Source organism: Pseudomonas sp. DD1 (assembly GCF_044510355.1).
Taxonomy (GTDB): Bacteria; Pseudomonadota; Gammaproteobacteria; order Pseudomonadales; family Pseudomonadaceae; genus Aquipseudomonas; species Aquipseudomonas shahriarae.
On record NZ_MSAJ01000018.1, the window covers coordinates 1 to 17,366 of the forward strand.

The following is a 17,366-nucleotide window of genomic DNA, read 5'->3' on the forward strand; positions in this document are numbered from 1 at the left end:
GCGAGATCGTCTACACCGCTACCTTGGTGGATAAGAACGGCGCGCCGGTGACCAACATCACCAGCCCTGTGACAGTGACTCTGGATAACAACCAGGTCATCACCATCGGTGTGAACCAGTCGAGCGGTACTGTCTCGGTTGTGGCTCCAGACGACGTTTACAAAGGTGATCAAACCGTCACGACCGGTATTAAAGAAGTCACCGGCGGCGAGCACTTTGAGAACCTGGTTCCAGGTACTGACAAAGTCACCACGACTGTCACTGATACCCCAGGTACCGATAACACCACCACCGTCACCCTGACCGCGCCAAGCGCCGTCAACGAAGGCGGCACCATCACCTACACCGCCACCTTGAGCAACAAGGCTGACACTGACGTCACCTTGACCCTCGATAACAAGCAAACCATCACCATCAAGGCCGGTGAAACTGTCGGCACCGTGACGGTGAACGCCCCTGGCGATGACGTGTTCATCGACAAGAGCACCCAGACCGTCAAGATCACCGGTACTGACGGTGGCAACTTCGAGAAACTCGTGGTTGCAGGCAACGGCGCAACGACGCAGATCAACGACACCATCGACGAAGTGAAGGTTGTGCTGACCGCCACCACCAGCGTCGCCGAAGGTGGCCAGATCGTCTACACCGCCAGCCTCGTGGACAAAAACGGTGCGGCCGTGACCAACGTGGGTTCCGACCTGGTGATCAAGTTGGACAACGACTTGATCATTACCATCGGTAATGGCAAGACCAGCAGTACCGCCAACTTCACCGCGCCGAATGACTTCTACGTGGGCGCCAAGGATATTTCCGCCAAGATCACTAACGTGGTCAGCGGTGGCGACAAGTATGAAAACCTGATCCCGGTCGGTACTCCGGTAGTCACCAAGGTGACGGACGTGACGAGCAACACCGTGATCAGTATCGCGGGCGATACCTCGGTGACCGAAGGCCAGACCGCTCATTACACGTTGAACCTGACCCAGCCGGCAGCCACCGAAGTCACGGTGACCCTCTCGTATAAAGGTGTGGCCCAGGACGGTTCGGACTTCAACGGCGTGTACACCGTGAAGATTCCAGCCGGCCAAAGCACTGCGACGTTCGATATCAAGACCATCGACGACAAGCTGACCGAGCCTACGGAGAAGTTCGAGATCAGCATCTCCGGTACCTCCGGCGGTAACTTCGAGAACCTGGTTGTCAGCACCACCAACGGTAAAATCGAAACGTCGATCATCGATAACGATGCACCACCGACCATCGACCTGGATGCCAACAACTCCAGCGGCGCCACCGGGAACGACTTCAAGACCACGTTCACCGAAGGCGGCACTGGCGTGTCGATTGCCGACACCGACATCCGCATCACCGACCCGGACAGCACCCAGCTGACCGGCGCCACGGTGGTGCTGACCAATACTCAGCCGAACGACGTGCTGGACTACAGCAAGGTCAGCGGTATGAACGTGACCTCGGTCACGGATCCTGTCACCGGCAAGATCACCCTGACCCTGACCGGGACGGCGTCGCTGGCTGACTACATGCAGCAGATCAAGAACATCACGTTCAGCAACAGCAGCGAAGACCCGAGCACCACGCCACGGACCATCACCGTGACCGTGACCGACGGCGGCAACTACTCGAACGTAGCGACCACCACAGTCAACGTAGTGGCGGTCAACGACGCACCGGTTGCCACTGGCGGCGCCGTCACCGGCACCGAAGACACATCGCTGAAGCTGACTTGGGCCAATTTCGGGGTCACCGATGTGGATTCCCCTCAGGCCAGCCTCGGGGTGAAAATCACCGAGCTGCCGGTCGCTGGCAAGCTGCAGTACCTGGCAGCGGACGGCACTACCTGGACCAATGTGACAGCCGGCCAGACCTTCACCAAGGCGCAGATCGACGGCGGCCAGTTGCGCTTCACGCCAAACGCCAACGAATCCGGAGCCGACGGCTACGGCGGCACCGGTGTGGGCAACAAGCAGGCTGACTACGCACAGTTCAAGTTCCAGCCAACCGATGGCAAGGACCTGGGCACCAGCGCTACCGTGAAAGTCGACATCACCCCGGTTGCGGACGCGCCGACATTGAGCGTTGCCGATAACAACATCGCGTCGGTAGGCCTGACCAAGCAGAGCTGGAACAGCATTGCGAACCTGGGCAGCAACGGTAATGGCGCCTCGGCAACCGAGCTGAAAAATGCGATCAATAAAGCTGGCACACCTAACAGCACGACGATTTCGACTGACGTCACGTCAACCGCAGACGTAGCGGCCGGTGCCGGATCGAAGACTTCTGGCCTGATCTACCTGGAAGCAGGCAAGTCCTATACCTTCAGTGGCTACGGCGATGACAGCATCCTGGTCAACATCGGGGGTAAAGACGTGGCCAGCGGTACATGGGGTTCGAACTCCGGCCAGTTCAGCGGCACGTTCATCCCGACCAGCAATGGCTACTACAGCATCGATATTTACCACGCGAACCAGGCAGGTGCCGGTAGCTATGACGTCAACCTGTCGGTCAACGGTGGGGCGGCGACGAACCTGAGTAATACCAACATCCCGATCTACACCGGGGTCAACGACCTGATCAACGCAGGTGCCCAGGTGTCTGACCTGCACGGCACCAACGGCCAGGGCTACTACGACGCGTATAAGCTCAACGAAGGGCTGGAAAACGGCACGGTCAAACTGACCAAGGTCACCACCGGCCTGACCGATACCGACGGTTCTGAAACCTTGAGCGTGAAGATTGGCAGCATCCCGGTGGGCGCAGTGCTCAGCGATGGTGCCGGGCATACCTTTACGGCTACCAATGGCCAGACCGAAGTCAATGTCACCGGTTGGGACCTCAATAATTTGAGCCTCAAACCGCTGCCTTACACCAGCGGCCAGTACAACCTGACCGTGACGTCGACCTCCACCGAAAGCCTCGGCGGCTCGGCTACAACCGTGGCCAATGTGCCTGTCAAGGTGTACCCGGCCACCTATAGCGGGAGCACGGCGACTTCGGGCGATGACAACGTCATCGGTAGCAGCAGCAACGACATCATCGTGGCGGACGTTTCTGGCCTGAACGTGGTACAGGGCAAGAACTACAACATCGCGTTCATGATCGATACGTCGGGCAGTATGGGTTCGGACTCGGTAGCGGCGGCGAAAACCTCGCTGACCACCGTGTTCAACTCACTGAAAAACAGTATCGGCTCCAGCACCTCTGGCACCGTGAACATCTTCCTGGCGGACTTCAGTGACCAGGTCAATCGCACGGTTACAGTCAACCTGAAAGACCCGGGTGCACTGGATGCGCTGCAGAAAGTCCTGGATAAGATGGTGTCGACCGGCGGCACCAACTACGAAGACGTGTTCAAGGCGGCATCCAACTTCTTCAAAAGTGGCCTGGCGACTGGCAACACTGGCGCAATCAACACCACATATTTCATCACTGATGGTGAACCGACGTTCTATCAGCGTGCTGAGCAGACCAACCCGACCTTGTACGGCAACGTCAAGCTTGATGACGTCGTTAACATGAACAACTACACCTTAGGTACCGCCACCCGGATCAATATCGAGTCGAATATCTCCCTTGAGATCAACTCTGTCGGTAAGGTGACCCTCTGGTACTACGGCACAGCGTACGACCGGGGGACCATCCACGCTCAAGGGGATGGCACCTATGAGACATCCGTTCGTGACGGTTATGGCAGCTACACCGATACAGCCACCGCTACCAACTCGCAGAACGCGTTCGCACTGCTCAAAGGCCTGTCCACAGGTGGCGTAGAAGCCATCGGCCTTAAAAGCGGGGTCGGCCTGGAGCAGTTGGCACCGTACGACAGCGACAACAAGCCACAAGCCAACATCGATCCCAAGGACCTGGCCAACGCCATCCTCGGGAGCAGCGAGGCTACCCTGCCGGGTGCCGACCGTGTCGATGGGGGTGACGGCAACGACATCCTGTTCGGCGACCTGGTGAGCTTCCCGGGCATTACCGGCGAGGGCTATAACGCCATCCAGACCTACGTGGCAGGGAAAAACGGCGTGGCGGTTGCTGCTGTCACCGGCCAGGATGTGCACAAGTACATCACCGAGCACTACAACGAGTTCAACACCTCGGGTGCCAAAGACGGTAATGACACCCTGCTGGGTGGCTCGGGTGATGACATCCTGTTCGGCCAGGGCGGCAACGACTACCTGGACGGGGGCAAGGGCAACGACATCCTGTTGGGCGGTACGGGTAACGACACGCTGATCGGCGGCCAGGGCAATGACATCCTGATCGGCGGCACTGGTGCCGATACCTTTGTCTGGAGATCCGGTGACGTCGGCAACGACGTGATCAAGGACTTCAAGGCCTCGGAAGGCGACCGTATCGACCTGCGTGACCTGCTCAAGGGTGAAACCGACAGCACCATCGACAACTTCCTGAAGTTGACCACGGTGGATAACGTGACCACGCTGCAGATCAGTTCCGAAGGCAAGCTCAACGCCGCCGGTGGCCTGGCCAATGCGGATGTGACGATCAAGCTGGAAGGTAACAACTGGTCCGGCCAGACGATCAATTCGTTGATCAGTGGTGCTGACCCGACCATCAAGGTCGATCACACCTAATGAACCAATGACCCGGCCGCCTCTTGAGGCGGCCGATTCATTTGCGGCCACCGTTCACTGGCATGGGGCAACGATTGCACGGCATACTCACGTCCAATCGCGCTCCGTTGGCCTATGCTGCTGACAGGCTGTCGTCAGTTCTCCTCATGAGGGATGTTCAATGTTCTACGTGCAACGTGATGCACAGGGTGAGCTGATTCGCGCCGAAGCGGTTGCCTTCGCCGAATCGACCGGCACCCTGCCCGCGGATCATCATGAGATCCAGGCCTGGTTTGCCAATGAAGAAGCGGAGCTGAGCCTCAAGCAGCTCAAGCACAGTGACTCGGAGATGATCCGGGTGCTGGAAGACTTGATTCAGGTGCTGATCCAGAAAGGCGTGATCAACCTCACGGACCTGCCGGTTGCCGCGCAAGCCAAGCTCAAGGATCGCAGCCACGCACGGGAATCACTGGGTGGCCTGAGCCACCTGATCAATGATGATGAGACCGGCCTGATCTGAGGCCGGCCACGGCCTCAGCGCCAGGGCGCCGGCTCGCCAAACAGCTGGCCCTGCACGCCAAAAATCCCCATCTCGCGAATCACCTGCAACTCACCCTCGGTTTCGACCCGCTCGGCAATCAGCGGCAAGTCGATGCTGTGGGCTGCGCGCTGGATAGCTTCGATAAACAGGCGCTTGTCGCTTTCCTGGTCGATGTCGCGGATGTAGCTGCCATCGATCTTCAGGTAGGCCAGGCCCAGGCGCGCCAGGTTGCCGATCATGCTGAAACGCCCACCAAAGCGTTGCAGGCTGAGGGAGAAGTTCAGCTCTCGCAGACGCTGGGTCAACTGCTCCAGTACCGCCTGTTCGGGCAGTTGCTCTTCACCGATTTCCAGGGTCAGGCGCGGGCCCAGGTTGGAATGCTGACGCAGCAGGTCGAACACGCGGTTCAGGGCTTGGGGGTCTGCCAGCGTGGCCGCAGACAGGTTCAGGGCCAACGAATGTTCATGGCTGGCCATCTGCTTGAGCACCAGCTCGAGCATCAGTCGGTCCAGACGCGCCGACCAGCCAAACCGCTCCAGCCAAGGCAGGAAACGGCCGGCCGGGATGGTGTGGCCCTGATCGTCCACCAAACGCGAGAGCACTTTGTAGTGCAGGATCAGTTGCGGATCCTGGGCGGCCACCACCGGCTGGAAGTACAGCTCGAAGCGTTGCTGGCTCAGCGCCAGGTCCAACAGTGAGTGCCAGGCATGATGATCGTCGCCGACGCTGGCGGCAGCGCTGTGGTCCAGGCACACCCAACTTACGTCACCCAGGGTTTCGGCCTGGGCCAATGCCTGGTCGGCCAGGGTCAGCAGGCCCTGGGGGGAATCACCGTGACTGAACGGCGCCAGGCCGATACAGGCAACCGGCGAAACGTCACTGGCGCCGGTGGCTTGCAGGCTTTGCAGGGTGCTTTCCAGGTTCTGCGCCAGTTGCATCGCCTCTTCACGCATCAGCCCCGGCGCCAACACGGCAAACTCGCCGCCGCGGATGCGCGTAATCAGGTTGTGGGTTTCCGGGTACGGCTCGCACTGGCGCAGCAGTTGCTCGCCGACTGCCTGCAGCAGCTGGTCGGTGCGCTGGCCACCGAGGCGCTGGTTGAGGCCGGCCAGGTCCTTGACCCGCAGCACCAGCAGGTAGCCTGAACTGGTTTCTTCGGGGTTGCTGACCCGGGCATTGAGTTGCATCTCGAAATAACGACGGTTGGCCAGGCCCGTGAGGTTGTCCTGATAGGATTCCACCCGCAGTTTTTCGCTGCGCTCGGCCTGTTCCTGGAACAGCGCCTTGAGCTTTTCCACCATCTGGTTCATCGCCTGTACCACGCGGCGCAGCTCCGGGGTGCGCGGCAGATCCGGCAGGCTCAGGAACTCACGACGGGCAATGGCATGGGACTGTTTGACCATATAGTCCAGAGGCTTGAGTTGCCGGCGTAGTAACAGCGCACCCAGCACCGCACTGACGGCGCCGCACAGCAGCAGCCAGCCCAGGCTGCCCAGAGCGCTCTGCCAGAGCTTGGCCAGGGCGAACATCGGATGGCTGACCACCTCGACCCGCGCCGCCTGCTCCCAGCCACGACTGACCAGGGCGTCGCCGCCGGCCGGTTCCAGGCCGATCAACTTGACGAACCAGTTGGGCACGCCGTTGTTGTCGGGGATACCACTGCGCTCGACGATGACCTGGTCATTGGTCACGTCGACCACGCGGATGCTCGCGTAATAACCGCTGTCGAAGATCGAGCTGACCAGCAGTTCGACCATCGCCGGGTCGTCGATATTGGGCGTCAGGGACAGCGCCAGGGCGGTCGCCGCGTCCTGCGCGTGGGAGCGCAGTTGGTTCACGTATTGGGTACGCGAACTTTCCAGGCTGACCATGAAGCTGCCGCTGAAGGCGACCACCAGGAACAGACAGATAGCGATCAACAGCTGTTTGAACAGTGACATCTGAACAGTTACTCCTAGTTGGCCGGCTCGGCTGGGAAGCCTTCCGCCCGCATTTTTTTCAACACATCCTGCCAGCGCGACAGGCGCTTGGTGTCGCCAACCTTTTTGTTGCCTTTGGCGCCGGGCAGGTACAAGCCTTCGGCGTTGAAGGAGTAGACCGGCAGCAAGTCGGTCCGTTGGCTGGCAGGCTGGATCTCGTCGATCAGGCTGTCGAGTACCAGTGGCATGGCCTCTGGCGTCGAATAATAGGTCAAGACCATATGGGCGCGATTCTGCCGCAATGCCTTGACGTAGGTAATGCGCAATTTGTCGCTGGAGACGCCCAGGTGTCGCAGGCTGAAATACTTGGCAATGGCATAGTCTTCACAATCGCCGGCGCCCTTCCACAGGGCTTCGATGGGCGTCTCCCAATAATCGACCTGGCTCCATAAGTCGACATCTTCGACATAGCGCACCCGCTTGTTGAAGAACAGGTTGACCACCTTGAGCTGCTCCAACTCGCTGCCTTGTTTTTGCGTGGCCAGCAGCCGCTGCCAGTCGTCGATACGCTGCTGGCCCGCGCCCAGTGGTCCATATAGCGCTGTAGCGCGCCGGCTGATCTGGGAAAAATCCCAATCGGCATGCAGCCCGCCAGGCAATAAGCCAGCCAGCAGCAGCGCTGAAAACAGCCAGCACAGGATCCGCGAGGGAGTAAAACGTACCGCCAATGGCTTCAGTCCGTAGAAAGAGACGGAGAATCATTCGATGGTGAAGGGTCAGTCGGCAAAAGACAATGGCACAGTGCAATCACCCAGTGTCCACTCAGCTAAAGCAATCGCACTTGTAAGACGCCCGCCAGCCATAATGTGCGATGTAAAACCGCGCTGTTGAGTCGCTTACAAAGGGAAACTTTGCCTGTTTGACAAGCCTGCATGCAATCTCTAGTGTTCTTTGGATCCAATTAGCCAAAACCCATTCCAACAAGAAAGGAGGATAGCGTAGTCGTGACGCACAAGCCGAACCCTTTGAGCAGCATCAAGATCAGTGGGCCCATTCCCGCTCACCTCGCGCGCTCCGTTATTGAAGAAACATTGCGCAACGCCATACTGGATGGTCGCCTGCCCTGCGGCACCGCCATGCGCCAGCAAGAGCTGGCCAGCCTGTTCGGGGTCAGCCGGATGCCAGTGCGCGAAGCCCTGCGCCAGCTGGAGGCACAGTCGCTGTTGCATGTGGTAACCCATAAAGGCGCCGTGGTTGCTCCGCTGATTGAAGATAACTCGGCGGAGACCTACGCCCTGCGTATTCTCCTGGAGTCGGAAGCACTGCGCTTATCGATCCCATTACTCACCCAGAGCGATATCGAGCAGGCGGGTGCCTTGATCGACACCCTTGAGTGCGAAACCGACTACACCGAAATCGGCCGGCTCAACCGCCTGTTTCACATGGCGTTGTATGGCAAGGCACCCAACCAGCGGTTGTTGAACCTGGTGGAACACGGGCTGAACGAGGAGGAGCGGTTCCTGCGCTTCAACCTTGAAGCCATGGGACTGGGCGAAACCTCCCAGGAGGACCATCGCGAGCTGCTGAATCTGGTCGCGCAGAAAAAAGTCGAGCAGAGCGTGCTGACGCTGCGTAATCACCTGATGCGCGGCATGGAAGTGATCACTCAATACCTCAACAGCATTGAACAGGACAACGACAAAGGTCCGCGTTGACTTCTCCCGGCTTTAGCCGCCCAGTGCGCGACCTGGATGACCAGGCGCCGCACACGCCCAAAGCCGGTCCATGCCTGCCGTCACCCTCCTGGATGGTTGCGCCAACAGACTCGATATCGACCGATAGGAACCTGCAGCGTTGCAAAGCAATAATGGATCAAACCCTGCCCGTTAAGTCCACCCACATAAAACTCGCAAACAACAAGGAAAGTTCCCACCCCGAACAGTAAGTTCAACTGCAGCATTTCCCTTCCTGCAAAAAAACCTTATACAACTCAGAAAGTATTTGAACACTTAACCAAGTGATTATTCTTTAATTGGTCTTGGCACTTCATTCGAAAGCGTAGGCACAGGCTTGGGCATAGCTGTGGACGACGCGCGCTCCAACAAGAATAGGATGCTTTGTCACTACCTGTTGCTTGCCGGGCAACGAAGTACTCGCCAACAACCCACGCTTGGTTCTAAACAAATTTTTTATTTGAGTCGACATAACGACTTATAGGCATTAACCATGTTTCAACTACAAGAACTACTTAGACATAAAAAACAACAATTACATGAACATCCGATATTCCTGGAAATCAATTCTTTCCCGCAACTACAACACTTTATGCAAAATCATGTGTTCGCCGTCTGGGACTTCATGACCCTGACCAAACGCCTGCAACAGGACCTGACCTGCATCCGCCTGCCCTGGCTGCCGCCGACAGACCCACAGGCCGCGCGGCTGATCAACGAAATTGTCCTGGACGAGGAATCAGACCAGCGCCAGGGCGTCGGGCACAGCAGTCACTTCGAACTGTATCTGGAGGCCATGCGCGAGGTGGGAGCCTGCACCATCACCATCGAACGATTCATCGCGTTGCAGCGTGAGGGAGCAAGCGTCGACAGCGCCTTGGCACAGATCACCATTGATCCTGCGGTAGAGCGCTTTGTGCGGCACACCCTGGACGTCGCCTTGAACGCACCGACCCATTGTGTCGCCGCGACCTTCCTGCATGGCCGCGAAAGTGTCATCCCGGCGATGTTCAAGCGCCTCCTGGAAGGCTGCGATGTCGCTCATCGGCAAGCCCCCAGCTTGTGCTATTACCTGCAGCGGCACATCGAGCTGGACGCCCAGGGTCATGAACCGGCCGCAGAACACCTGCTACAGCGGCTGATCCAGGCAGATCCCCTGCGCGAACAACAGGCCTGGAATGCTGCCATCAGCGCCGTAGAGAGCCGCATCGCCCTGTGGGACGGCCTGCGCCGGCACGCAGGATGCCAGGAGGTGAGCCTGTGACCGCTGCCGACTACCGCTCATTCGCGACCGACTGGGAGCAGCAGGCGACCATCCGTACTCGCCCGCGTCGCCTGCTGGAAGATGACGACAAGTTGATCTATCCCCTATGTCGTCAACCGTTGGTGCTCAGTGCAGGCTTTCTGGAGCATTGTCCGCAGTGGCGCGAGTTTGTCCTGGTGCAGACGTTCTACAAATTCATCAACGACGTGGTGATCTTTGAAACCGAGATCGTCGATAAAACCGCGAGGAGCATCGCCAAGAATCGCTTTTCAATCCCCTTCCCTGTGGCCTGCCGCTACGCCGCCATGACCGTGGTGGTCGATGAGGATTACCACGCCCTCGTTGCCCTGGACTTCATGCAGCAAACGCAGGAGAAGACGGGTATTGCGCCGCTGGCGCTACCTGCGGCCATCGAGTTGAGCCGTGCCATACCCAGCGCGCAGGCCCACGTACCGGCGCATCTGCGTGATGCCGTGGAGCTGATCGGCGTGGCGATTGCCGAGAACACAGTCACCCATGACGTGGCGGCGTTTGCCAAGGATGACAGCGTCAAACAGTCGGTAAGGGGGTTGATGGCCGACCATCTGGCTGATGAGGGCCGCCACGCCAGCTTCTGGACCGGCCTGGTGCGGCTCTACTGGCAAACAGCAAGCGAAGCAGACCGCCACTGTCTCGCCCAGATGCTGCCGATCTTCCTGCAGCACTATTTGACCAGTGACCTGCAAAGGGACTTCGACCTGCTGTTGATCGACCATCTGGATATCAGTCCCTCCGTCCGCGAAGCTTTGCGGGTCGAGGTAAATGCCCTGGCCTTTCCCATCACCCGCCAGCACCCGCTGATCAGCAACATCATGGGTTTCCTGCGCCGCAGCGGGCTGCTGCAAACACCCTGCGTCGCCCAGGCGATGAGCGCGTATCTGCCCGTATCCGGGAGCCCGTCATGAGACGCCTAGGGATTAGGCCGGTCGGTACCAGTACGGCCTTGCACGAGCTGACGCAGGCACTGGAACCCTATGGTCATGACCTTGGTGCGCAGGAGCCGGCCATCGACTTGCTGATTGAAGACGGCACTCAGCCCGTCGCCCAGGATTCGCCCGGCATGGTCGTGATGAGCCTGCGCCTGGCCATCGGCCCCTTGAGCGAGTGCGGCCTGCCGGCCCTGCAAATACGCTGCTATGACCGCGTATCGCAACTGCTGGCCGTGCTGGATGTAGCACCGCCAGCCTGCGGCAACGGTCAACAACTGCGACGCCAGGCGGTGACACAGTTGGTCGAGTGGATTGTGCGGCAGGTCAGCGGCTTCGCGCGCAACCCCGGACATTTTGCCCAACGTGCGAGCGCCTCCCCCCTTCCAGAGCAAAGCCTGCAAGGCCTGGAGGGGCTGGCCTACCTGCATCGCCTTAACCGGACCGATGAGCCGGCGCTGCTGCAAAAAGCCCGGACGCCGCTGATCAAACAGTTGGAGCACAGCTTGCGGGTCTTCGCCGATAGGCCGGCCCTGGAGATCGCCGGCCTCAGCCTGAGTTATCGACGCCTGTTGCGGCACAGCCTGGCGATCCAGCAGGTTTTGCGGCCGTTGCTCGGGCCTGGGCAGGTGCCCGTGGTCGGTATTTGCCTGGGCAAGTCGGTTGAGTTGTATGCCAGCATTCTGGCGATTCTTGGCTGCGGCGCGGTCTATCTGCCACTGGAGCCGAGCCATCCGCTGCCGCGCCAGCGGGCCATGCTGGAGAATGCAGGGGCCACGGTGTTGCTCGATGACGGCCAACATCCGTTGCGCGAGCATTTCACTGGGGTGGATGTCAGCGGCATAGACAGCCGGCACATGGACGAGCGCTGCCCCCTGGCCCTGACGTTACCCTCGATTGATAGCGCCAGCATGGTGCTCTACACCTCCGGCACCACCGGCCAGCCCAAGGGCGTTTTGCTCAGCCAGCAGAACCTGGCCCATTTCTCGGCGTGGTACAGCCAGTATGTCGAGCTCAGTGAGCACAGCCGCGTACTGCAATTTTCTTCCTTGAGTTTTGACTCTTCACTGATCGACCTTTTTCCGGCCCTGAGCCAGGGCGCGACCCTGATTGTTCCCAGCGAAGAACAGCGTCGCGACCCTCGCCAGTTGGTGGAACTGATCCGGCAACGGCGCATCACTCATGCCTTCCTGCCACCTGCGCTGTTGAGCCTGCTGCCGATGGATCGGCCGCTGGGCCTGGAGCACCTGCTGACCGGCGGTGATATCTGTGAGCCCCATGTCATTGAGCAAATGGCCGGGCAATGCGCCCTGCACAACCTGTATGGCCCGACAGAGGCCACGGTGCTGGTCAGCAGCCGGCGGATGCGGGCTGACGACAGCAATCTCAACCTCGGCATGCCCATCGCCAACAGTCAGGTGCTGATCCTCGACGAGCAGCGCCGACCGGTTGAGGATCAGGTGGTTGGCGAGCTGTACATCGCAGGCCCTGGAGTAAGCCTTGGGTATGTGAACCAGCCACGGCAGACCGCCGAGCACTTTGTGCACCTTGCGCTGCCTGATGGCCGAACCCTGCGCACCTATCGCACGGGAGACATGGCGAAATGGACTGCAGAGGGCATCGAACTGGTCGGGCGCCAGGACCAGCAGGTGAAGATCCGCGGTTTTCGGGTCGAGCCCCAGGAGATTGAGCAGTGTTTGCGCGCCAGCCAGTTGTTTCGCCAGGTGGCGGTGGTGATTAACCGTGAGCGAAGAATTCTCGTGTTCGTGGCACACGCTGATCCCAGCTATTCGGGCGCGGCCCTGGCAGCGCTCAAGCAACACGCCAGGCAAACGTTGCCGGACTATATGCAGCCGACCGTATTCACTGAGTTGACGAGCCTGCCCTATGGCAGCAATGGCAAAGTTGATCGCCAGGCATTACAGGCACTGGTCGTGCAGGCCGTCTCGGATAACCCCCATTGCCTCCCCCAAACGCCGGTGGAAGCGCAATTGCTGGACCTGTGGAGTGAGCTGCTGGGGTTGCCGGTCAACGAGATCTCGACTGACGACAGTTTTTTCCATCTCGGCGGTCACTCCATTCTGCTTTCGACCATGCTCCTGCGGATTCGCGAGTTGTACGGACGCAGCCTGCCCCTCAACCGGTTTATCGAAGCGCCAACGGTGCAGACACTCGCGGCGTTGATGGGCGACAGCGCGCCGGGGACGGCGCCCACCGCCCGGGCGATAAGCGATGCACTACGCACCCTGGATATGCCCCTGCTGCCAGGGGCGCGTGCCGGTGATCGCCACAAGGCTATCGTGACCGGCGCCAACAGCTTTTTGGGTATACATATCGTCGAAGCCTTGCTGGTGGCCGGAGCGACAGAAGTCGCCTGCCTGGTTCGCGAAAACCCAGGACAATCGGCCGCCATACGGTTTGCCGACGCCATGCGTGAATACCGCCTGGAACACCTGGACCTGAGCCGCGTACGGGTATACACCGCTGACCTGCGCCAACCTCGTTTAGGCCTGGAGGCACATGCATATGAACGCCTCGCCCGCCAGTTCGGGGTGCTGGTACACAGCGCGGCCCACGTCAATCACGTCATGGACTACGCATCGCTGGCCAAGGACAACGTGGAGCCGGTCATTGAATGCCTGCGCCTGTGCGAAACCCATTGCAAGAAAGTGCTCAATTTCGTCTCCACACTATCCGCGTCGAGTAGCGTTGGGGCCGACGGGCAAGTGCTTGAAGCGCCGGCGGCAAGCACCCCACCGCTGTACATCAAGAACGGCTACAACCTGTCCAAATGGGTGGCCGAACGTCTATTGGGGCGTGCCGCCGGACAAGGTGCCTGGATCAATATCTATCGACCCGGGAACATCAGTTTCAATAGCCACAACGGTGTCTGCCAACCCCACAAGAACCGCCTGCTGCTGATGCTCAAGGGATCGCTGCAGCTGGGCCGGGTGCCACGCCTGGGCTTGAACTTCGACCTGATGCCGGTGGATTTCCTGGCACGGTTCATTGCCTTCCACAGTGCCAACTACGTTGCCGAGCGTAGCGTCTTCAACCTGCACAATCCGCAGCCCCTGAGGTGGGAAACCTACGTGGAGTCGTTTCGCCAGGCAGGTCATGCGTTCGAGTTGGTGAGCGTCGCGGATTGGCAGCACCATCTGCGCGAAGTAGGTCGCGAGAATGCCCTTTTCGGTGTGCTCGGGTTCTACCTCAATGGGCTGGGAGAAGACATCGGCGATATTTCGATGATTCGCCATGAGAACGCACGCCATGGCGTCGAACAAATGGGTGTGCAGTATCCCGAAAAAGCACCCGAGTTATTACGCAGAGGATGCCAATACCTCAATGCCATCGGCTTTCTGTGACCCCCGCCTTCAGGAAATACTTATGAGACAGCTGCAACCCGATACGTTGATCAAAAACCCCTTGGGCAGGCCTGTGGTGTCATCTGTGGTGATTGCCTGCAGCGCCGATGAGCTATGGGCGGTCGTGGGGCGTTTCGAGGGATTTGACGCGTTCATTCCTGCCCTGGCCCGTATCAGCATGACGGGCAGCGGGGTGGGATCGCTACGCAAGAAATGGTTCCACGATGGCAATATCGTCGTGGAACAGCTCAACAGCCACGATGCGCGGACGATGCACATGACGTGGACGACGATCTATAACACCTTGGGCGTGGCCCGACTGTGGGCGGCAATGGGTGTTGAGTCGCTTGAGGGGCAACAAGCGCGGGCGACCTGGACCATCATCGCCGAGCCCGTTGATGCCCGCGATAAAAAGGGGTTTGAACAGTTTATCCAGGACTTCGCCGACAGTGCGCTGGATAACGTACGCCGGTTGCTTGGCTGAAAAAAATGGCGCAGTGCACTGCTGCACTGCGCCACATTTACCCCGTGGTGATCAGATCTTGAAACTGTCGACCAACTGCTTCAAGCGATTGGCTTGTTGTGACAGCGCGTCACAGTCTTTCAAGGTCTCGTTGAGGTTGGCCACACCTTGCTGGTTCAGCAGGTTGATCTGGTTGATATCAACATTGAGGGTTTCCACCACGGCAGTCTGTTCCTCAGTGGCTGCCGCCACCGATTGGTTCATGCCATCAATCTCGACGATTCGCTGGGTCACGCTGATCAAGCGCTCACCGGCCTGGTTGGCAACCTCGACACTTTCTTCGCTGGACACCTGACTGGCGTTCATTGTGGTGACCGCTTCGCGTGAACCGATCTGCAACGAGGTGATCATCTTGTGGATCTCCTCCGCCGATTCCTGGGTACGGTGAGCCAGGTTGCGCACCTCGTCGGCGACCACGGCAAAGCCACGGCCGGCTTCACCGGCACGGGCCGCTTCAATGGCGGCATTGAGGGCCAGCAGGTTGGTTTGCTGAGAGATGCCTTTGATCACATCAAGAATGTGGCCAATGTTGTCGGTACTGGCATTCAAGGTTTCGATCTGCGTGCAGGACAAGCTGATCTTCTGCGACAGCTCGGACATCGCCAGGATGGTTTTCTCCACCACTTGGCGACCGTCATCGGCTTGCTCGCTGGCGCCACTGGCGTGTTGCGAGGCGTCAGCGGCGTTACGGGCGATTTCCTGGGTGGCGGCACCCAGTTCGTTAATGGCCGCAGCAACGCTGTTGGTACGGGCGCTCTGCTCGTCGGAGCCGATGATCGAGGCGTTGGACGATGCCATCACGCGCTGGGAAAGATCGTGTACATGCCTGGTCGCCGAAGACACTTCGCTGATCGAGGCATGGATACGCTCGACAAACTGGTTGAACGCACTACCCAGCTCACCGAATTCATCTTTGCTTTCCACGACCAGGCGGCGGGTCAGGTCACCCTCGCCTTGAGCAATGTCCTGCATCGCGCGGCCCATGGTGGTCAGTGGGCGCATCAGCACCTGGATCAACAGGCTCAGCAACACGGCAATCGCTGTGACGGCAATAAACATCGCGATCAAAGCGGAGGTGCGGAATTTACCCAGGGGGGCGTAGGCTTTGTCTTTGTCGATCGACAGGCCTATGTACCAATCTGCACCCGGCAAGCCGCTGATCGGGGTGAAGGACAGGATGCGGTCCTGACCATTGAGGACGACATCCTGATTAACCTTCTCAATCCGGACACCGCTGCCTGGGTAGATATCCTTGAGGTTTTTCATTACCTGCTCTTGGTCAGGGCTGACGATTACCTGCCCATCGCCGCTGACCAGGAACGCGTGGCCAATCCCGCCGAAGTCCACCGAGTTGATGATCTTCACCAGGGTTTGCAGGCTCAAGTCGCCACCCACTACACCCAGCAGCTCACCATTTTTCTTGACCGGCATCGCGATGGTGACGATCAAACCACCGACGGCGGCCATATAAGGCGGCGTCAGCATGGGTTTGTCGGCAGCGACCGCTTGCTTGTACCACGGGCGCTGACGCGGATCGTAGCCTTCAGGCATTTTCGCGTCAGGACGCTGAGTGAAGACACCGTTGGTTGAGCCAACGTAGGTGAACTGGAAGTTCGAGGTGAACGCCGGTTGATCAACCAGGCCGGGGAGGTCGGCGTTGGCGCCTTGATGAGCAACGTTCTGCGCAAGGTTCTCCAGGACCAGTATCCGGCCACTGAGCCAGTTCTGCACACTGCTGGCAGTCAGGTCGCCCGACTGCTCAATAGATGACTCCAGATTTTGCCTGATGGTATTGCGCTGCAGGTAGTCGTTGTACAACGTAAACAGCGCGAAGGCCAAAACCACAACGCCTGACGCGGCCAACAGAATTTTATGACTGAACTTGAGATTCATTTCATCGACTTCTTTTTGCCAAAAGGGGGTGAGCGTGCCGAATGCAACGTTCCATGTACGGTATAGGCGGACTCTACGACCGCTCTATTTCAGTGCACGCATGGCTCATCAGGCTTTCGGCCAAGGTTGGATAAATCTTAGGAATTTGTGGGATACATCTTCTTTTTATGCAGGAAACTGACGGGCGGTCAGCAGAGGACACATAAGCCCCCAAAACGACAAAACCCCCGTCTGCGTTAACAGACGGGGGTTTCGGAATTTGATCTTGACGATGACCTACTCTCACATGGGGAAACCCCACACTACCATCGGCGATGCATCGTTTCACTGCTGAGTTCGGGATGGGATCAGGTGGTTCCAATGCTCTATGGTCGTCAAGAAATTCTGTGTACCAGAGCGTTGCACTAGCAACGGTCCGGTGAAATTCATGGACTTCTACATAAACAAAACCCCTGTTTGCGTTAGCAAACAGGGGTTCTGGAATTTAATCTTGACGATGACCTACTCTCACATGGGGAAACCCCACACTACCATCGGCGATGCATCGTTTCACTACTGAGTTCGGGAT

At 58.9% G+C, this 17,366-nt stretch carries 9 protein-coding genes, 1 rRNA gene and 1 pseudogene; 7 read left to right on the top strand and 4 right to left on the bottom strand.

Annotated features, from left to right (window positions below; genetic code table 11):
• Nucleotides 1-4,616, top strand: a pseudogene (locus tag PSFL_RS13040) (LapA family giant adhesin); the annotation flags it as partial.
• Nucleotides 4,617-4,776: 160 nt separating this feature from the next.
• Nucleotides 4,777-5,115, top strand: coding sequence for a hypothetical protein (locus PSFL_RS13045; RefSeq protein ID WP_057441348.1), 339 nt, complete (start codon nucleotides 4,777-4,779; stop codon nucleotides 5,113-5,115).
• A 14-nt stretch (nucleotides 5,116-5,129) separates the two neighbouring features.
• On the opposite strand, the gene lapD is transcribed toward PSFL_RS13045, so the two are convergent.
• Nucleotides 5,130-7,076, bottom strand: coding sequence for a cyclic di-GMP receptor LapD (gene lapD / locus PSFL_RS13050; protein ID WP_273880216.1), 1,947 nt, complete (start codon nucleotides 7,074-7,076; stop codon nucleotides 5,130-5,132).
• A 14-nt stretch (nucleotides 7,077-7,090) separates the two neighbouring features.
• A complete protein-coding gene (lapG, locus tag PSFL_RS13055; RefSeq protein WP_057441344.1) occupies nucleotides 7,091-7,783 on the bottom strand; it encodes a cysteine protease LapG in 693 nt (230 codons plus the stop codon).
• Between the two features lie 276 nt (nucleotides 7,784-8,059).
• Between lapG and PSFL_RS13060 the strand changes: the two genes are divergently transcribed.
• From PSFL_RS13060 to PSFL_RS13080, 5 genes are all read left to right on the top strand, one after another.
• On the top strand, nucleotides 8,060-8,770 hold the full coding sequence (locus PSFL_RS13060; RefSeq protein ID WP_115127105.1) for a GntR family transcriptional regulator: 711 nt from the start codon (nucleotides 8,060-8,062) through the stop codon (nucleotides 8,768-8,770).
• Between the two features lie 511 nt (nucleotides 8,771-9,281).
• Entirely contained in the window at nucleotides 9,282-10,052 is a 771-nt protein-coding gene (locus tag PSFL_RS13065) for a DUF3050 domain-containing protein (RefSeq protein ID WP_057957929.1), read from the top strand.
• Entirely contained in the window at nucleotides 10,049-10,996 is a 948-nt protein-coding gene (locus tag PSFL_RS13070; RefSeq protein WP_057957928.1) for a diiron oxygenase, read from the top strand. Before PSFL_RS13065 ends, PSFL_RS13070 begins: the two co-directional genes overlap by 4 nt.
• A complete protein-coding gene (locus tag PSFL_RS13075; RefSeq protein ID WP_397470146.1) occupies nucleotides 10,993-14,382 on the top strand; it encodes an amino acid adenylation domain-containing protein in 3,390 nt (1,129 codons plus the stop codon). Before PSFL_RS13070 ends, PSFL_RS13075 begins: the two co-directional genes overlap by 4 nt.
• Before the next feature lie 22 nt (nucleotides 14,383-14,404).
• Nucleotides 14,405-14,866: an SRPBCC family protein gene (locus PSFL_RS13080; RefSeq protein ID WP_057441338.1), complete on the top strand. Its 462-nt coding sequence runs from the start codon at nucleotides 14,405-14,407 to the stop codon at nucleotides 14,864-14,866.
• A gap of 51 nt (nucleotides 14,867-14,917) precedes the next feature.
• Here PSFL_RS13080 and PSFL_RS13085 read toward each other — a convergent pair whose 3' ends face one another.
• The gene (locus tag PSFL_RS13085) at nucleotides 14,918-16,798 is read right to left on the bottom strand and encodes a methyl-accepting chemotaxis protein (RefSeq protein ID WP_057441336.1); all 1,881 of its coding nucleotides are present in this window, start codon (nucleotides 16,796-16,798) and stop codon (nucleotides 14,918-14,920) included.
• Nucleotides 16,799-17,061: 263 nt separating this feature from the next.
• Nucleotides 17,062-17,177: ribosomal RNA gene (rrf, locus tag PSFL_RS13090) — 5S ribosomal RNA — on the bottom strand.
• Nucleotides 17,178-17,366: the final 189 nt, after the last annotated feature.

Bases quoted from the DNA above. Each gene is read 5' to 3' on its own strand.
- PSFL_RS13045 (WP_057441348.1), top strand. From the start codon at position 4,777: ATGTTCTACGTGCAACGTGATGCACAGGGTGAGCTGATTCGCGCCGAA.
- lapD (WP_273880216.1), bottom strand. From the start codon at position 7,076: ATGTCACTGTTCAAACAGCTGTTGATCGCTATCTGTCTGTTCCTGGTG.
- PSFL_RS13065 (WP_057957929.1), top strand. From the start codon at position 9,282: ATGTTTCAACTACAAGAACTACTTAGACATAAAAAACAACAATTACAT.
- PSFL_RS13075 (WP_397470146.1), top strand. From the start codon at position 10,993: ATGAGACGCCTAGGGATTAGGCCGGTCGGTACCAGTACGGCCTTGCAC.
- PSFL_RS13080 (WP_057441338.1), top strand. From the start codon at position 14,405: ATGAGACAGCTGCAACCCGATACGTTGATCAAAAACCCCTTGGGCAGG.
- PSFL_RS13085 (WP_057441336.1), bottom strand. From the start codon at position 16,798: ATGAATCTCAAGTTCAGTCATAAAATTCTGTTGGCCGCGTCAGGCGTT.